This window comes from Xanthomonas sp. AC360 (assembly GCF_979258225.1).
In genome coordinates, this window is sequence record NZ_OZ409846.1 from 4,524,633 (window position 1) to 4,541,046 (window position 16,414).

At 54.0% G+C, this 16,414-nt stretch carries 13 protein-coding genes and 2 tRNA genes; 1 reads left to right on the forward strand and 14 read right to left on the reverse strand.

From position 1 onward, the window contains the following. Positions 1–88 precede the first annotated feature (88 nt). The 9 genes from virB11 to uvrB form a co-directional block, all read right to left on the reverse strand. Positions 89–1,126 (reverse strand): P-type DNA transfer ATPase VirB11, encoded by a 1,038-nt coding sequence (virB11, locus tag ACZZ0O_RS19365; protein ID WP_463591598.1) that lies wholly within the window; start codon positions 1,124–1,126, stop codon positions 89–91. An 11-nt stretch (positions 1,127–1,137) separates the two neighbouring features. Continuing rightward, the gene (locus tag ACZZ0O_RS19370; RefSeq protein ID WP_463591599.1) at positions 1,138–2,397 is read right to left on the reverse strand and encodes a TraB/TrbI/VirB10 family type IV secretion system protein; all 1,260 of its coding nucleotides are present in this window, start codon (positions 2,395–2,397) and stop codon (positions 1,138–1,140) included. Continuing rightward, a complete protein-coding gene (locus ACZZ0O_RS19375) occupies positions 2,394–3,164 on the reverse strand; it encodes a TrbG/VirB9 family P-type conjugative transfer protein (protein ID WP_463591600.1) in 771 nt (256 codons plus the stop codon). The genes ACZZ0O_RS19370 and ACZZ0O_RS19375 overlap by 4 nt, the downstream gene beginning before the upstream one ends. Beyond that, positions 3,161–4,081, reverse strand: a complete 921-nt coding sequence (locus ACZZ0O_RS19380; RefSeq protein ID WP_463591601.1) for a VirB8 family type IV secretion system protein — start codon at positions 4,079–4,081, stop codon at positions 3,161–3,163. Before ACZZ0O_RS19380 ends, ACZZ0O_RS19375 begins: the two co-directional genes overlap by 4 nt. A 71-nt stretch (positions 4,082–4,152) precedes the next feature. Beyond that, positions 4,153–4,527, reverse strand: coding sequence for a hypothetical protein (locus ACZZ0O_RS19385; protein ID WP_055850137.1), 375 nt, complete (start codon positions 4,525–4,527; stop codon positions 4,153–4,155). Positions 4,528–4,912: 385 nt separating this feature from the next. Beyond that, positions 4,913–6,586, reverse strand: a complete 1,674-nt coding sequence (locus tag ACZZ0O_RS19390) for a type IV secretory system conjugative DNA transfer family protein (RefSeq protein WP_463591602.1) — start codon at positions 6,584–6,586, stop codon at positions 4,913–4,915. Positions 6,587–6,622: 36 nt separating this feature from the next. Next, on the reverse strand, positions 6,623–6,865 hold the full coding sequence (locus ACZZ0O_RS19395) for a hypothetical protein (RefSeq protein ID WP_323537288.1): 243 nt from the start codon (positions 6,863–6,865) through the stop codon (positions 6,623–6,625). A 609-nt stretch (positions 6,866–7,474) separates the two neighbouring features. Then, positions 7,475–7,549: transfer RNA gene (locus ACZZ0O_RS19400), tRNA-Val, on the reverse strand. A gap of 96 nt (positions 7,550–7,645) precedes the next feature. Beyond that, positions 7,646–9,667 carry an excinuclease ABC subunit UvrB gene (uvrB, locus tag ACZZ0O_RS19405; RefSeq protein WP_055850131.1) on the reverse strand — a complete coding sequence of 674 codons (2,022 nt, stop codon included), beginning with the start codon at positions 9,665–9,667 and terminating at the stop codon, positions 7,646–7,648. Between the two features lie 140 nt (positions 9,668–9,807). Between uvrB and ACZZ0O_RS19410 the strand changes: the two genes are divergently transcribed. Next, positions 9,808–10,350 carry a GspH/FimT family pseudopilin gene (locus ACZZ0O_RS19410; protein WP_463591603.1) on the forward strand — a complete coding sequence of 181 codons (543 nt, stop codon included), beginning with the start codon at positions 9,808–9,810 and terminating at the stop codon, positions 10,348–10,350. Between the two features lie 46 nt (positions 10,351–10,396). Here ACZZ0O_RS19410 and ACZZ0O_RS19415 read toward each other — a convergent pair. The 5 genes from ACZZ0O_RS19415 to ACZZ0O_RS19435 form a co-directional block, all read right to left on the reverse strand. Then, positions 10,397–10,473: transfer RNA gene (locus ACZZ0O_RS19415), tRNA-Asn, on the reverse strand. 63 nt (positions 10,474–10,536) lie between these two features. Then, positions 10,537–10,983: a type IV pilin protein gene (locus tag ACZZ0O_RS19420; protein WP_463591604.1), complete on the reverse strand. Its 447-nt coding sequence runs from the start codon at positions 10,981–10,983 to the stop codon at positions 10,537–10,539. After that, positions 10,980–14,723, reverse strand: coding sequence for a pilus assembly protein (locus ACZZ0O_RS19425; RefSeq protein ID WP_463591605.1), 3,744 nt, complete (start codon positions 14,721–14,723; stop codon positions 10,980–10,982). The genes ACZZ0O_RS19420 and ACZZ0O_RS19425 overlap by 4 nt, the downstream gene beginning before the upstream one ends. A gap of 12 nt (positions 14,724–14,735) precedes the next feature. Further along, entirely contained in the window at positions 14,736–15,254 is a 519-nt protein-coding gene (locus tag ACZZ0O_RS19430; protein ID WP_463591606.1) for a pilus assembly PilX family protein, read from the reverse strand. Positions 15,255–15,256: 2 nt separating this feature from the next. Beyond that, positions 15,257–16,411 (reverse strand): PilW family protein, encoded by a 1,155-nt coding sequence (locus ACZZ0O_RS19435; RefSeq protein ID WP_463591607.1) that lies wholly within the window; start codon positions 16,409–16,411, stop codon positions 15,257–15,259. Positions 16,412–16,414: the final 3 nt, after the last annotated feature.

The following is a 16,414-nucleotide window of genomic DNA, read 5'->3' on the forward strand; positions in this document are numbered from 1 at the left end:
CCAACATTTAAGCGGACTGTGGATTCGAGCAAAGAAATACTCAAGGTGATTTCACCCAGGACTGGAAAAAGCGTGTTCCTTTTCCTCATCATGATTGAAAGCTCCTCTCCGGATTAAAATCAATACCGGTGATGTATCTACGACCTTCGTGCGCCTTAATGTGGACTACGATATCGATAGTCATCATCAGCAACCGCTTAATCACATTAAACTCCAAGCCAGACCCCTCGACAGACGCTTTTACCATCAATGCCAATTGATCCCACGTTTGCTCTGGGCTACCTGCATGGCAACTCGTAATCGACCCGGGATGTCCAGACGCACAGTTTCGTATGAAATAGAACGCCTCATCGCCACGCAGCTCAGCCAGGATGATTCGATCGGGCTTCATACGTAAGCAAGCTTCCATACAACTCTTGGCCGTGACGTTACTTGCACTTTGCCCGCCCTTTGAATAAAGGAGATGGACAACATTGGGCTGCGAAATAAAAAGTTCACGTGCGTCCTCGATCGTCACAAGACGCTCAGTCCCCGGAATATGGTTGACCAAGGACTTCATAAACGTCGTCTTACCGCTACCGGTGGCTCCGGACACAACAATATTCTTTTTATAGAGAACAGCCTGCCTGAAAAACTCTGCGTACTGTCGGCATTGGCGAAGCATCAGGAGTTCTTTATCATGCTCGCCGATCTCCCCGCTGTGCTCCAATATCTGATCGAAGAAACCATCCTCTTGGTACTGGGAAAGCGTTTTAGTGTGTTTAGAGGGTAGACGAATCGTAATCGAGACTTTACCGGCGTCACATGCGGGAGGAACGACAAATTGCGCTCGCTGCCCAGTTGGAAAAGTTAACGAAACAACCGGGTCAGCGTCGGTGATGCGCTGACCCGTATTACTTTCATTTACCACCGCTGTACAGAATTGACGCGCGCGCTCAAAAGTCAAGCCAGGCACCTCTACTCGCTCCCAACCACCACGGGTCTCCAAATACACTTCCCCAGGGCGATTTATGCAGATCTCAGTTACTTCTGACGACAGCATGTATCCCTGAATACCAAGCACGCTGTACTGGTACTCAAGAAATTCACTAGATGCTTTTGAGACGGGCGAAACTTCTACGTCCACGTGCGTTCTCGTTACCTTCTTGGCAGTACGTTTGTAAAATCGACATCTTTGGCAACATACACACTAACCAGCGAACCTTGATTAATAGTGACAGTTGCTGGCCGCCTCATACTTTCTGTTGCCGCATCATTCGCAATACGCTCCATCGTTCTAGCAGTAGCGCTTTCATAAGGCGACTGAACTTCAACACCCGTCTGGGAAACTGTCGTCTGTTCGGGACCGTACTCAGCAGCAGCATATTTAAAAGCATCTGCCAACAAACTAATCATCAAAGCCGAAGACAAGCGTTGGCCCCAGTGCGCATCGTACTGCCCAGGATGTCCAGCACCACCCAAGCCGTCTATACCAGGGCTTGACATAGACACATCGATCCCTGTCGGCGTAGTAATACGATCCCAGATTACGGAAACACGTCGTCCGGTCGGACCGCCGCTATAGCTCCCGTAAATTTTTGAGCCTTTTGGTAGCAACAACGTCCGCCCGTTTATTGAATAAACCGGCTCAGTGATAAGGCACGACGTAAAACCGGGGATGTCGGTGATCACCCGAGTTTCCAGAATGCATCGCAAATAAGTTCCACGGACGAGCAATGCATCTGGATGTCGAATGAACTGTGCGCTTGTTACCTTTTGCTTGTCAGCCTCGCTACCTTCCTCCGAGCCAGACGCCCCTCCCTCGCTTGCAGGATTAAGACCGGCCAAGATCGAATTGGAATACTCTTCGGCACTCATCGGGCTGCCGCCGCCAGAACCGGTAGCGCCACTACCTCCAGCGGATGCCATCCGTCGCTCAGCCAATGTTGGACCAGCAGGACTATTGCTCGGTGCATAAACCGGCTGCGGATAATCTGAAGTTTGCGGGGGAGGAAGGGGGGGCGTCGCAAGCGAAATGGGGGGAACGTCTTGCTGAACTTCAACCTGCGCCGGGGCGTTCCCCATTTTGGGAAGACTAGGAGCGGTTATAGTCGCCGTAGGCTCTTTTTTTGCTTCCGCGGCATTTCGGTTGGTAGCGCTCTTATAAAGGAAAAAAGCGAGCACAAGCAAAACAAGCACGATCGCACCAAGGAAAAATAGCGCTTTTCTATTGAGGCGCTGATCTTCCACCGAACGAAGTTCAGGAGCTGAAGCATCCAGGTTTGGCAACGGCTGCGCTTGAGTGCGAGCAAAATAGGGATTATTAGGATCTTGGCCGCTGCTTGGAGACTGTGAGCGGTCGTTATCGCTATTATCCTGGCGACCCTCATTATTCTCGGGAGGATTATTTTGGCTCATTTCTTTACGTTCCTCCGAAGACCGATGACATTACTTCCATGTCTGATAACCAGATAGGGATATGTCCCATGGACAATCAATACATTCCCTTCAACTGTGGTATTAACTACAAAATCTTCGCCGTGCTCTTTTTCACGACCGAACACTGCCGGGAAGTTTCCTGTCTGAAACTTGCTTGAGTCAGTCAGCTTCAAGTACGTAAATCGGCCATCATCGTATGCGCTAACTGGTACAAGCCACCCCAGCCGACTACGCGTAGCGTAGGAATAATCGAAATAATACTGCCTATCTTTGGATAGCTCGGTACTTAGTAAAGGCTTCGCATCTCCTTCAGCTGTGTCCTTTGCGACAGAGAACTGCGAGTCGCTAGGATAGTTGAAAACCACCTTGTACTGAACGCCGGCGCGACGCGCCTGCTCGAGCTCACGCCAGTCAGTAGCAACAACCTTGAGTTCAAAGATATATGAGTGCGTTTCGGTTCTGACCATCATGTTGGTATCAACATCGACGTTCTTCGGCTTTAGATAAAAAACATTATCTCGACGAGTCAGTTCCCAGCCACTACTGAATCCAGTGCTGTAGTCGAGAATTTTCTCGTTAGGATTCAGTTCGATCTGTGTTGTAATCCCTAAACCAGCGCGGATCGGATAGATCTGATCAGCCTTATAGTCGTAATAGTCAACAGCTTGCGCATGAACGCTAACTGCTGATCCGACTGCTGCTATCGCGGCCAAGAACCACACTATCAATTTATTCCTATACTTCATTGACCTCTTGCTCCGTCAGTTCCAATCGAAATCCCTTCGGCCGATCTCGCCGCGTCAGGCTCTGTCGTTGTGGGTACTGCAACGCCAATCGCGGGAGCAGCTAGGTCTGAATTCGGGTTTGCAATAACCTGAGGCTGGACGCCAACAACCGACACACTCGGGCCATTGGCAGGCGCACCTACGTCCGCCGGAGCCTTATCATAATCATTGTCGACGCGATATTCGGTCACTTGAAATCCCAAGGGATTCTGCAACCGATCTTGCTCATCTAACTTTAAATTATCATTGTAGTCAAAGGCCAAGGTAATCAACTTATTGTCAATAAAAGTCGAGATACCAGTAGTTTTTTCATACAGGTTTCGCTGTATTCTGACAGCAGCCCCTCTAAATCCGCCGGAAGCTCGCTGCCCCAAGGGAGTGATGCTTAAGATTTTAACGCGAATCGACTTTGCTTTTCCGTACTTCAGAAAAGGGTTATCCGGGTTATTTTCCATATACAGCTGCTTATGTCCAGCACCCACTTGTGCAGTAGACATGATAAAAACGAGATTCCAATCCCGCAGTGTCATAATCTCTGAATCGTAGGACTCGCGAGCAGTCACATACTGCGCAACGTTACTACGATTTATCGCCTCACTAGAGGTGATCTGCTGGTTGTAGAAGTCACCTTGGAGGCGAGCAACGGTGGCAGTTCCGGTGGAAGCATCAGCTATCACGAGATAAGGAACTTTTTCCTTAAGCGGCAGCATGTAGTAATAACCACCTGCCAACATGACAGATACCGCTAACGAAGTGGTTGCCACCATCCAGGCACGTCGTTGGCTACGTTGCGCAAGATCTGCAATTGTCAACTCATAGTTGACCGCTTTAGCAACCACTTGATCAACTTGATGACTGGGTTCTTTCTTACGGAACATAAGTAATCCGCTTCCACCTATTTTGCAAAAATGCTGCGTATTTTATTAGCGCAGAGACTAGAACTGAGGCATCATCCAGCTGACTGAGAGACGGGCTGAACCACTATCTGATTTCCAACAACTGAAACGTGCACTCCCTGGGCGGCATAAACAACACTAAGCTCGTCCACCGCTTGCTTTACGCTAGCTGTTTCGATTTTTGCGACCGCAGCGTAAAGCGTGTAATCAGAAGTGATGTTGTAAGCAAGCGTCATGTTTGAGTCCTTGACCCAACGCTCCAACATTGTTTTAAGCGTTCCGTCCATCGGAGTTGCCTGATAGACGTAAGAAGCATGCAGGGGCAACTCCATCGGAGTCTCTGCAAAACGATTTACCGGCTTCCATCTCCCGCCGAAATCTGCAGCAGGCTTTGTTGCACAGGACGCTAGCGCAAGCATGGTCAGCATAAGACATAGGATTTTCAACGAATGACCTCTTTTCACGCCCTAATCTCCATAACCAATAGAACATTTTTCTTTCGCGCCTGCGACGGCAGGTTTTTAGCTTTCAGCGGACCAACTCTAAAAACCGAGGACCTTCCAAGTATTTCAGGCATAACAAATCGCCCGCTAGTAAGGCGAACGCTTGTAAAAGATTTGGACAAGAATGTTTCGTCACACATAAAATATTTTTACACTCCATGTAACCCCATTCCTGAACAAGCCAGCAGATCGAGCTACCGCCAGATTGCCATCCCTGCCGCGCAATCTGCCTACTTACGGACCAACAGTCAAGCCAAAAGTGATGCAGCTCACTAATTTATGAGAAATTATCATAAATAAGTGACGCATGTCACGTTTTTATGTCAAGAATTGATACTTTTGTCTTAGCAAGCAGTCGTGAAGTGAAGTACTTATCTTCGTAGTACTTTATTTTCTCGCATTTCACAGGATGCGGGATGCCCTCGTACAGGAACACTTCCTTCTCGTTGCCCATCGCCTTGAGTTCCTGGGGCAACATCAATGCCCGCCGCTCTTCCGACACGCTGCGGGTTGTCTCCCGGCCCCGGGTGATGTTTTTCTTCTTAATCGTCGTATAGCCCAACATCTCCGAGTAGTCATTCGCGTCCTGCTGTTCGCGCGGCGCGTACAGAATCTGCAAGGCGTGGTTGGTGATGATGGTGCGCGACAGGTCCTTGCCATAAGTCGCATCCAGCTGCGCCATGCTCTGGATGATGGGCAACAGACGGATGTTGTAGCCGGCCATGTAGGCGACCGCCGTCGCGATGATGTCGACTTTGCCGATCGAGGTGAATTCGTCCATGAGCAGTAAGCACTGGTACTTGAGTTCTGGGTTGGACTTCGGCAACTCGCGGGTGTTGAGGTTGATGATCTGACTGAAGAGCAGATTGATGATCAGACGGCTTTCGGCCAGCTTGTTGGGCTGGATGCCGATGTAGATCGTCATCTTCTTCTTGCGTAGATCCGTCAGAAGGAAGTCGTCGGCGCTGGTGGCCGCATCCAGCACAGGGTTGATCCATGCATTGAGCGGTTCTTTCAGGGTGCCCATGATGGACGCGAAGGTCTCATCCGCCTGGGACAGCATATTGGAAAAGGCCGACTTGGCATTGCTGCTGAGGAACCGGCGCTCTGACAGTGACTTCAAGTACTTCTTGAGGTCGCTACCGTCGCCCGACGACAGGCGGTAGATTCCACCCAGCGTGGGAGCGCCTGCCCCGCCCGGAAAGCCGAGAGCAAGCTCTTCGTCCTGATTCTCGAACAAGTACAGGGCAAAGGCCAAGAACGCATTGCGCGCCTGGCTGACCCAGAATTTTTGGTCGTCCGATCCATCCGGGTACAGCATGGCGGCAATGCTCATCAGATCCGAGACGCGAAACGCGGGATCGTTCGACACGTAAGTCAGCGGATTCCAGCGATGCGTGCGCCGGTCTTCGGCAAACGGGTTAAACAGAAAGACCTCTTGCCCCTGGCTGGCACGCCAGCCGCTGGTCAGATCGAAGTTTTCCTGCTTGATGTCCAGCACAACGATCGATTCCTGGTACTCAAGCAGGTTCGGGATGACCACACCCACACCCTTGCCCGAGCGCGTTGGCGCGGCGAGGATCACGAATTGCTGCCCGCTCAGACGCACCAGCTTGCCGTTGAATTTGCCGACGACGATGCCGTTCCCACTCGGCTTGAAGAGCCCGTGCTTGGCAAGATCGGCAGCCCCGGCGAAGCGCGCATCGCCGTGCAGCGCGGGCGTCTTGGGCTTGAGAATCAGGGCAATGCCGATGATCCAAACGAGTGCCGGAAAACCGAAGCCGATGACACCAGACATCTTGATCTTGGTGGCATAGGCAGCAACTTGCGGCAACTCCAACGCGCTGTAGTAGCGGTAATAGGTGTCCCAGCTGTACAGGCTTGTATCGAGCCGCAGCAGCAGCAGGGTCACATAGCCGGACAGCAGATATCCGGCGAGCACCGCCACCGCAGTGGCGATCGCGATTATTTTGGCTTTGGACATGCGCCCTTCTCCCTAGGCTTGTATCTGGACGGCGTTCTAGCGACGGACGACAGGCTTGTGGTCGATCAGGTCCGTCTTGCGGCCCCCGCTCTCACTTTCGACGAGCGAGTCGATCCATACGTTGGCTTGATCCAAAGAAAGATCCGGCGTTATTCGCGTTCCCGCATCGGTCACGACCGCATACGCCACCACCGCATCGGGTGCATACACCTCGTCGCGCGTAATCGCCACAATGCGGTACCTACCCCTGGTCAGCACGGTGTGCTGATACTCGTCCATCGCCAGCCTTCCTTTCCGTCAGCGCGGAGGCGATGCTAAAGCAAGACGTGTGACGGAGAAAGCGGTTTCGGCGACACGCATGACCGCACAAGCCAACCTGCCTCGCTTCAGGACCCGAGCTGGCGAACCTGGTTCGACCTTTCTGCCGGGTCGGCTGCGGCCAAACAAGCGTCGGCCGGCCGTTTCAGCGCTATCAGCATTGGACGACCACCTCATGCGCGGCACGCGATCGAGCTAGATCGCGAGCTGGCAGGTTGCACGGCGGCAATCGAATGGGGGCGCTCGGCGAAGATTACGCCGCACTGGCAACGGCATGGTTCATACCAGATGCTTTCCGCCCTACCATCGCGATACGGTTGCGCCATGCGGTGCACCTGCGCGGGAAATGTCGGGCTTGCCAGGTCGTCACGCAGCTGGCCACACCCACAGTTACACGCGTTCGATTCGACGTATTTTGACGAGGCGAAGAAGGAAGTGGTTTGGATGTCTAGGACTTGGAAGAAGGCCTACCTGAGCTGCACCAGCCTCTGAGTCGCTCACGTCCAGGTCAATGGCAGCTGCTGCTACCAGTCTCTTACCCACTCAAGCCCTTGCTTTCTGGACTTGAAGTGGTGGGCGGTACAGGGTTCGAACCTGTGACCCCTACCATGTCAAGGTAGTGCTCTACCGCTGAGCTAACCGCCCGAATCCTGCGTCAGCATTGCGCTGTGCAGGGCGCGCATTCTAGCGCAGGGTTTTGCCGACCACAAGCCCTCCCTGCGCTTCGTGTGCCACTCCGCCCTACCCCAGGCTTGCCGCCTTCAATTTCTGGATCTGGTCGCGAATCTGCGCCGCTGCCTCGAACTCCAGATCCTTGGCGTGCTGATACATCTTTTGCTCCAGGCTCTTGAGCTTGCCGGCAATTTCCGCAGGCTTCATCGCACGATAGTCGGGCGTCTCTTCGGCAACCTGACGCGACTTCGACCGCCCCTTGCCGGCACGTTTTTCGGCCGCATCCTCGCGCGCGCCCTCCATGATGTCGGAGATCGGGCGCGCCACCGACTTCGGCGTGATGCCGTGTTCGAGGTTGTACTCCACCTGCTTCTCGCGACGACGGTCGGTCTCGTCGATCGCAGCCTTCATCGAGCGCGTCATCTTGTCGGCATACAAAATTGCCTTGCCGCGCAGATTGCGTGCGGCACGACCGATGGTCTGGATCAACGAGCCGGTCGACCGCAGGAAGCCTTCCTTGTCCGCATCCAGAATCGCCACCAATGACACTTCCGGCATGTCCAGACCTTCGCGCAGAAGATTGATGCCGACCAGCACGTCGAACTTGCCCAGACGCAGATCGCGAATGATCTCCACGCGCTCGACCGTATCGATATCCGAGTGCAGATAGCGCACGCGAATGCCGTGCTCACTCAGGTACTCGGTCAGGTTCTCAGCCATGCGCTTGGTCAGCGTTGTGACCAACACGCGATCGCCGAGCTTGATGCGCTCGTGAACTTCGGACATCAGGTCGTCGACCTGCGTGCCGACCGGGCGTATCTCCACGATCGGATCGATCAACCCCGTGGGACGCACCACCAGCTCGGTGATTTCGCCGGCAGACTCGCGTAACTCGTAAGGACCAGGCGTCGCGGACACATAGATGCTGCGCGGCGAACGCGCCTCCCACTCTTCGAAGCGCAACGGCCGGTTGTCGAGCGCCGACGGCAGGCGGAAGCCGAACTCCACCAACGTTTCCTTGCGCGAACGGTCGCCCTTGTACATCGCACCGATCTGCGGAATGGTCACGTGCGACTCATCGATCACCAGTAGCGCATCCGGTGGCAAGTAGTCGAATAGCGTCGGCGGCGGCTCGCCTGGCGCCTTGCCGGTGAGATGCCGCGAGTAGTTCTCGATGCCGTTGCAGAAGCCCACTTCGGCCATCATTTCCAGATCGAACTGGGTGCGCTGCGCCAGACGCTGCGCTTCGACCAATTTATTCTGCGAATACAACTGCTCCAGCCGCTCCTTCAGTTCGTCCTTGATCGTGTCGACCGCACTGAGCGTGCGCTCGCGCGTGGTGGCGTAATGGGTCTTGGGATACACGGTGTAACGCTGCAGCTTGCGCAGGGTTTCGCCGGTCAAGGGATCGAACAAAGTGAGCTGCTCGATGTCGCCGTCGAACAATTCGATGCGCAAGGCTTCGGTGTCCGACTCCGCCGGGAACACATCCAGCACCTCGCCACGCACGCGGAACGCGCCGCGTGTGAGCTCGAATTCGTTGCGGGTGTACTGCAGATCGGTGAGATGGCGGATCAACTGACGTTGATCGATGTGTTCGCCCACCGACAGGATCAGGCGCAGCGACAGATAGTCCTCCGGCGCGCCCAGGCCATAGATCGCCGATACCGTGGCAACCACCAGCGAATCGCGCCGCGACAGCAAGGTCTTCGTCGCCGATAGACGCATCTGCTCGATGTGCTCGTTGATCGAACTGTCTTTCTCGATGAAGGTATCCGACGACGGCACGTAGGCTTCGGGCTGGTAGTAGTCGTAATAGCTGACGAAGTATTCGACGGCATTGTTCGGGAAGAACGACTTGAACTCGCCATACAGCTGCGCCGCCAACGTCTTGTTCGGCGCCATCACCAAAGTGGGCTTCTGCACCTGCTGCACGACGTTGGCGATGGTGTAGGTCTTGCCCGAGCCGGTCACCCCAAGCAGGGTCTGCTTGGCCAGGCCAGCCTCGAAGTTGGCCACCAGCTTGTCGATGGCCGCCGGCTGGTCGCCGGCCGGGGAGTACGGGGATACGAGCTCAAAACGGTCGGTCATGGAGCGAATCTCGGGGGAAGGCTGCACGAAATATCGGAGGTCAGTGTCAGGAAAAGTCTGACGCCTGCATGAGTGAAGCAGGCGTTACCTGGCCGCCGGTCAACGTTGAGACTGCTCGCTCGACCCTAAGGAGAGGTGCGATGCGGGCAGTGACTCATTCGAGCGCGAGAGGGTACACCGCAGTCCAGTTGCTGATCGTGATGGCGGTCATCGGCATCGGTACAGCCATAGGGTTACCCAGCGTCAAAAGCCTAATCGAGTGGCAGCGAGCAACCACGCTCGTGCACTCGCTGACGGCGCATCTTGCGATGGCCAGAGGCCTCGCCGTGAGCCAAAGCGCGCCTGTCAGCATTTGCCCGTCTGCAGACGGCACGCGTTGCCACACAGATCGCGACTGGAGCCGCGGATGGATCCTCTTCAAGGATCCAGATCACGCCGGGCAGCCGCTAAGTGCCGCGTCCGTGATCAGAGTGGAGCATACCTCCGCCACCGGCGGCATCAACATCACCAGTACAGCTGGACGATCGATCGTCCGCTTCCTGCCGAATGGCCGCAGCAGCGGAACAAACGTCACCATCAGTCTCTGCAGCAACGCTCGGCGACTCGCCGACGTCGTGGTCAACAACTCTGGAAGAGCCCGCACCGTGCGCTATACCACCCTTGCCAGCTGTGCGGGCCGATAAGCAAGCAAACAAAAAGCCGCGACATGTCGCGGCTTTTTGAACATCTTGGCGCCCGAAGTTGGACTCGAACCAACGACCCCCTGATTAACAGTCAAGTGCTCTAACCGGCTGAGCTATTCGGGCGGGGAGGCGTATTCTAGACAGACTTTCCCGAAGATGCAACCCCTTATCTACCGACCTTCCGAGTCACCAACAATCGGACTTGGCTCCCTTGGAATTGGATTTTCTTGAAGCTTGATCAATGCCGAGATCGCCACACTTGTCTTGCGCCTGGTTGCCCTGTGCGGTTGCGGAGATCGAGAAGGTCGACTGAGTGGTTTGAAGAGCAAGACGATACGCAGCTGTTCCTCCCTCCCGAGGCGAAACTTGCGTCGGCAGCGTAAAGTCCACGTAGGTATTCCGCACGGTGTAGAACCTCACCGCTAACTGCGCATACTCGACGAGATCAGCCTTAGCCTGCGCCCGTCGGGACTTACGGACGTACTCGGCGTAACTCGGATACGCAATAGCAGACAAGATCGCTATTACCGCGACGACTATCATCAATTCGATCAATGTGAAACCGGAAACAGCTCGCCCCGATTTCCGTACTGACGCCGCACGCCCTGTAAATGCTTGCAAGAAAGTGGTCATTGCACCTGCCTCCAGGACTGCCTGCCGCATGGGTAAGGTATATAGAGCGGACCAGAACCGGCGGCCGTAACGACCATCCAGCAGGCCTGCCCGCCAGGCACACCAACACTCTCAGCCGGGGACAATCGAGGAATCGCGGAGACTCCAACATCCTTGACTGGCGCATTACCGCCTGTGGTCAGCGGCGTCGCAGCAGTTCTTGAGGCAAAGCTGGCGCCTGTAGGAGATCCTTTACGTGCGTCCATCAAAGCCCCGTCTCCAGTACGCGTATCCAAGCCGAACAGCCAGTTGGCGCCTTCTGGCTTACAACCGGAACTGACCACAGTCGGTGTATACGTCGGCATAAACACGATACCCGAAGCAATCGAAGGATTACCCACCATCCGCTCTTTAGCCGGCAAATCAACGTACGAGCCCTGCGAATTTGTAGGTGCTACTGCACGATTCAGCGTGCGATCACCGTTCTGAACGACTGTACTACCTCGCAAGTTCGCTCGGGTGAGCGCTGCAACTGGTGCAGCCCTCGATGCATCGTTGATTCCATAAAGCGACTGAATCGATTCATCACTTGGGTCATTAGTAAATGAAAAGCTGCCGGTCCCGAAGAACAACATGACGCCGCCCGCATCTCCAGCAGTCGCAACAAGCCCGCCGGTGATAGGTTGACGATACGTTTGCCCACTCTCAGTCGAAGTTCTTGTAGTGAAAAACGGCACGGTAATCGAAGTTCCTGCACTACGGAGATCAAACTTCCAAATTGCACCCTTTTGATCAGCGCCGTAGACAGTGTCTGCATAGCCGTCGCGAACGGCGTCAGTCTGCGATGTCCCGCCCCATCGATCCACAACCACGATGTTTCCCAACCCATTGCTTCCAGCAATAGCGTTTCCGGGCTCTGCCGCCTCGATCATCGTGATGGCAGGCGCTCCTGTTTTGATATCTACGACAAACAGGACAGCCTTTCCGCTCTGGCTATTGTAACCGTTGCCAAAAATTGCCTTCCACGTAACAGCTCCTGCCGCATTTCTGACGGGGACAATGACAGGTTTTCCAAGTACGTGACCTATATTGTTTCTGATCGCCGCCGAAAGACTGACATCAAGATCACTGATCTCCCACAGTTTACTAGAGGTCGAAAAGCTTGAGGGGTTAGTCACATCCAGTGCAAATATACTGCGCCCACCCGCCCCTGCAGTACCTACGGCAACGGTCTTCCAGCTACCACCATAATTAGCGTCACCCACAACAACGGGCCCGTCTACATAGTAGCGATGCTCATACTCGACCGTCTTATTAGTGGGATCGGACGCCAAGAGAAGATTCCCCATGTGTCCCAATGCAGTTGCCGGAATGTAGGCAAAACGCTCAGCACCACCGTTGACATCAATCGAACCATCTGCGGTCATCCCAGCATCGAATGCGTGCAACATCCCATCATTTGCACCAACATAAACCGTATAACGCCCAGATGCCGTTTTTGTAGCCAGATAGCTACTATAAGTGGTTCCTAACGCTGCAGGCAGAGCCCGGTAGCCATAGTCATCGGTGGGCGCGCTGATAACCGGAGACGAATTAACGATGTCGCCGAGCAAGGAGGTCCGATCACGTAAATTACCACGATTCTTAACCTCATTCGCCCGATCTCCCCTGAGATAAGCGACGGCAGACTGGGCGGTTACATTGATCGCTGTCAAACCCAGCCCAGTGCATTTGGAAATTCCAGGATAGAGCCCGGCAGGCTTAGTACATAGATCGAAGAGCGTCACATTAGTGGCGTTAAAGTCGAAAGTAGTGCCAACCTTATTAACAACGATATTTCGTGAGCTCTGCGCCATTCCCGCAAGACGAGCGCTCGCCTCCCAAACCTGCGTCGTCGTGGCCAACCGGGTTTGAGGGTCAATACCTACCCGATTTCCCTCCAGACGACCGTACCAATCGGTACCGTCGGTCGCAATACGATACGCCGGCGTGACAGCGAACGATCCATTTCCTATTCTCGCACCGGTCTGAGCGGCAGTCCCAGACGGCGATTCACCCTGAGTCACCGACGCAAGGACACGATCGATCGCGGCCGTAATATCGGCAGGGGTACGCGCATTGATGTACTCGCCGCGCGTGTTTACGGCCGCATGCCATATATCATCAATAGTGGAAGGATTATTGTCAGAGCGTGCCGGCCAATTATTATAAATTGACGGGTCGGTGTATGCATCCTTCACTATGTTCGGATCAAAAAGATTACCTCTTGCACCTAATGTAACACCAAAGAAATTGATGTGCAGATTCTTCTGACAGTCAAGCCTAACGCTTGGCGCAGAGGCGCACTCACTGGGAATAGGAACTTGCCCGGCAAGTAGATCTGGCCGCAAAGGTGATGCACCGCTGAAATCATTATAATATCGCGCAGCGATATCCGCCATAGTATTAGAGTGAGCGTCAGTAAACGGAATACCCATTCCACCATCGCCATCAGCATTGTCGACAGAAGCAAAGTTGTCGTCGATATCATTACTAAATCCGTCAGTAAATAGCATGACGGCATTTTTTTGGCATGCAAGCAGAACTGGCGCTCCTGCGCCGGAGCGGGTGAACTGGATCGCAGCGGCGTTTACTGCCTCACGATTCGGAGTGCCGCCAGAAGCAGTGAGACCAATCATATCTCCATAAAGAGCATTTCGATCATCTGCATTACTTATATTCCTCATCGCCAATGGCTCATCAGTAGAATCGAAACTAGTGTTTTGATTGATCCTGAAATAACCGACTCGCAAATTCTGCTCTACCGCGTTAAATGAGCGCGTCATGCCAGCGATCATTGCTCTATTTCGATTACCGTAAAAAGAGAACCAATTCGCAAAATTTTTCAATGCCGCTGTTGAGCCGGAGGAGATAGTGTACTTCCAAAGGTCGCACCCTTGACCACAGGCATTAGCGACACGCACGCGTTGACCGCTGTTGTAAGCGTTGGTTTCTCCTGGCAAGACAGGAACCGGATCATTATTTGAAGTATAAGGCACGAAAAACACAGCGCGCCGATGAGAGATCACGACGTTCGCTGCACCACCACTCCACGCCGATCCATCAGAACGCTGAAGTGTTCCGTAAGAAATAGCACCTCTAGCGCTAACATTGACTCGCTTAAAGTTAACCCCAGCAGGAATCACCATTCCATTTTGGATGTACCCAGCATCAAACCAATTATCCAGCAACAGATCGTCGGTCAGGTTCACCCTAAGATTGGTATTACGCGGATCAACCAAGGTTGAGCCTGTATCTGCATCTTGATAAACCGTACGATTAGGCCCTATCCAGGGCTCATACTTGACCTCGGGATTATAGTAAGTAGGATTATAGGCAGAAGAACGCGCAAACCCATATATATCAAGCGGCGGAATTCCCCGTCGAGCCAACTCCAGACGGGGACCAAAGATTACGTGGTTATAATTGCATCCATCAAGACTTCCAACAGTATTGAGGACGCGCGGCGCTGAAAAGAAACTTAGCCGGGTGGCATTCCAACACCCTTGCCCATCAGCACCGGGAAACTGTGTCTGAAATGTCATTGAACCAGAGTCGTCCACAGCCATAATGAACGCGGGCGGGATGGAAAGCTGATTATTGAGAGGCCCCTGCGCAAGCACACCCTGACCTTGCGCAGCAACCAACATGTATATCAAACCAAGCCCAGCAAGACATAGTACGCTGGAAGCGGTAATGAGCTTTACTTTGCGCGATGGCATAATGGGTGGCCTTTAAAGCTTGAACACGGTATCGATGGCGGATTTCGACGAAGCATTTGTCTGATCGTCAACGGAGACACCTGTGATTTGAAAAATTGGCGACGCTGAATCTACCGGCGGACCCATTCCGATACTCGCTTCGCCCTCAATACATTGGTCTATCTGGCGTACATTGGTGGCTTCAGTCGAGGTCTGCTCGCGGGCCCACTGCACCGGGTCGAAACCATCATCGCATCCGCGCTTTATGCTGGCAGAGGTCACAGTACTGCCAGTCGGCAGCGCAGTGCGGTTAGAAATCGCTTCCACTGAAGCCTCGCCGTTGCGAACCACACCCTCCGCCTGCTGGAAAGCCCGGTTAACAGCACGGTAGTTGGAAGCCATCTTTTCTTGCATTCCTGCTACCTGCATTGCAGAGATACCCAACAATGCAAGCAGAATCAACATAATCAGGGCGACATACAGAACAGCGCCCCTCTGCCGACTGTGCGAGGACAAACATACTTTATTCACGAGGTTATGCTGACGATTCATGATTAGTTGCCAAACAAGCGATTGCGAAGTGCGATGGATAGTTCGTAACTGGCTCGGTAGCGGCCGTCAGATGCAGATGGAGGTTGCATGCTGACTCCCAGTACACCTACGGGATCGTCACTAGCCGTAGCAACTGCGTTAGCCGTATTGGGACTGCGCGCTAGAATTCCTACCTGGACCGCTCCAACCCGTCGCCACTGGTTAGCGCCTGCCGCATCTGCACTGGCTCCCAACCCTGATGCCGTCAATTGAGACGTTATATTCCCCACGGGCGGAGTAGCACTTGAGATATTGGCTGTGGAATCCAGCCCGTATAGCAATTGCATATTTTCAATACCCTCGACGAGCTCCTCGTTCTGAGTGTATGTGCCATCGCTCGCTGCTCGTGCTCGACGCAGCGCAGGCTCACCTGATGCTCCAGTGCCGACGTAGTACACCAGTGACTCGGCACGGTAGAGCATTGTTTGCCCCGTCGGCTGAGCGGTATAGCGCGAAAGATCTAAACTGGTCGTAACAGAACTCGCAGCAGATGTCCCAGTAAACACGTCTGCATGTGAGCAATCGGCGATGCCGAATAAGGTGGGTGTTCCAACGCCCCCACTGGTTAAGCGTGACAAACGCGCTGCATCAAAGCTGGCGATGGAGTTGCTGCCTGTACGTACTAGTCCAGTAACCGGCACACCTTCAGGGGAAAGAAAACGTAGTACAAGAATATCGCTGCCTGGCAACGGAGCAGGATTGAGCCCTTGAATTTGCGAAGGCACACCAGCAGCGGCGGACAACGTCCCGCCGAGTCGCAGCTGCGCTCCCGGCGATGTACCCGTCGCTTCATACCCTTGAATCGATACAGAGAAATCCAATGGACTGCCACTTCCGGTTGTCGCGGATAAGCTGACGCGGGGATCGCCCTGGCCTTTAACAAAATGCGCCTGGTCGTTGACGCAACCGAAGTGACCCGCCATCCGGATGTCACGCGCCAGGAAATCCAGGGCGAACCGTGCATTTTCTTGGGCTCTGGACGCTCCTTCAGACAGCTGAAACGCTGTTCTCGAAGCGGAAAAGACCTGGATTACCCCAAGCATCAGCACAAGGCCAATGACCAGCGCAATCATCATTTCAATAAGCGACAGACCCGCCGCCCTGGTACGTGCGGTCATGAT